Below are 1,563 nucleotides of genomic sequence, written 5' to 3' on the forward strand. Positions count from 1 at the left end.
TTGATGTCTTTTTGCATGAGATTATGCAAAGAAATAATAGAATTAATATGATTCGGGATTTTTTCATCAAATGTTTGCTAACGTGTTTGTGTATGGTTAGTTGCGTGGTTTAGCAACTAATTTAGTAAACAAAAACGAACCAGAGAAAATTCCGAAGGAATTTTCCAAATAAGCACTTGCCAAAGCAATTAATTATACACGTTGTTGTAACACGTTTTTATTTTTCCGTTGTTTTAATTGTTCCGTAATCATTTCTTCCAATTCCGAAAACTTAATTTTTAATGTGTTCGATATTATTGTCAATGGTGTTCCATACATTCTATTGTTAGCCTCCATTACTTTTTTCGAAATAATATTTTTTGAGCGCTTGATATATTTTTCAGGACTACTTGTTTTTATAATCAGCATTTTAGGTGATTTAGTATTCCAAAACGTACCATAAACAGGTACATCAATTTGAATTGTTTCTATTCCAGTTATATCATTCCATTCGATAAGTCCGATACTCGTTGCGTTTGAGTGGTCAATAATTCCATTTTCATTGATAGTCAATCCAGATTTTCTGCTGAAAACTTTTTTAGCAATAAATACAAAACAAAGTCCAAAGAATAATACAGAAGCTAATCCACTATAAAAGACAAGGTTTTTGGGATAGCGAATTGAAGCAAATCGTTCAGCATCTATAATTCCAAAAATTCCGCCAACAACAAATGCTAATGCACCAATCATTAGTAAAATGATTTTTGTTTTGCTTAAAGGTATTTTGATTTCAGTCATTTGCGGTAGTTTAGTCAAATGTGTTACAACGTGTTTGTGTTATAGAAAGTTGCGTTTTTAAGATTGGCTGATTTTCCGAAGGAAAATTAAGACAAGATTAAAAAAGCAACAACTTTTGATTAAGCACTAATTTAGCAATTTTTTATACACGGTGTTGTAGTGCGTTTTTTATTCTCCGAAAGCAAGTAGAATTTCATAAAATTCAATCCCGTTTTCGGTATAGAAATAAGCATTTTGTCCACCGAGTTTATCTCTTGTAAACTTATATTTAATTCGTTTTAAATTCTCTTTTGTTTCTTTAATTTCAATTTCCGCTTTTCCGTTTAAGATTAGAGAGTGGAATTTTAACTCGTATTCAGAAAGTGGCAAAGTTCCGATTGCTTTATTTTTTTTATAAATCGTATCTGATTTCAATGATTTTAAATCGTCAACATATGATTTTATTCTTGGGTCAAACCATTCTTTTAAATCCGTTTCAAAAAGGTCAATTAATTCATTTCGGTCAAATTTGATTTGAACAATTCCATTATCAAGTCCAACGTTTATTGAGTTTTCGGAAAGTGATTTCAGATTTATTGTTTTCTTTTTTGTTCGCACAATAAATGAACTGGAACAACTTGTAATTCCAAATATTAAAGTCAGTATTAAAGTTCCAATTTTTCTATTCATTTCGGTTTTCTCAAATGCACTACAACGTGTTTGTGTTATAGAAAGTTGCGATTTTTGTGCTCGAGGATTTTCCGCAGGAAAATCAGAAGTAACAAAAATTGTAACAAACTTTGATTA

Annotated in this window: 2 protein-coding genes; both read right to left on the minus strand. The window is 30.1% G+C overall.

What is annotated here, in order from left to right; translation table 11 throughout:
• Positions 1 to 192: 192 nt before the first annotated feature.
• Positions 193 to 777, minus strand: coding sequence for an STM3941 family protein (locus MPF13_RS15370; RefSeq protein ID WP_249983647.1), 585 nt, complete (start codon positions 775 to 777; stop codon positions 193 to 195).
• Between the two features lie 168 nt (positions 778 to 945).
• A complete protein-coding gene (locus MPF13_RS15375; RefSeq protein WP_249983648.1) occupies positions 946 to 1,446 on the minus strand; it encodes a hypothetical protein in 501 nt (166 codons plus the stop codon).
• Positions 1,447 to 1,563 lie beyond the last annotated feature (117 nt).

The sequence above is a fragment of the Polaribacter sp. Z022 genome, assembly GCF_023555495.1.
Lineage (GTDB): Bacteria > Bacteroidota > Bacteroidia > Flavobacteriales > Flavobacteriaceae > Polaribacter.

Excerpts from the sequence above, each read along its gene's own strand:
- MPF13_RS15375 (WP_249983648.1), bottom strand. The coding sequence starts at position 1,446 with ATGAATAGAAAAATTGGAACTTTAATACTGACTTTAATATTTGGAATT.
- MPF13_RS15370 (WP_249983647.1), bottom strand. The coding sequence starts at position 777 with ATGACTGAAATCAAAATACCTTTAAGCAAAACAAAAATCATTTTACTA.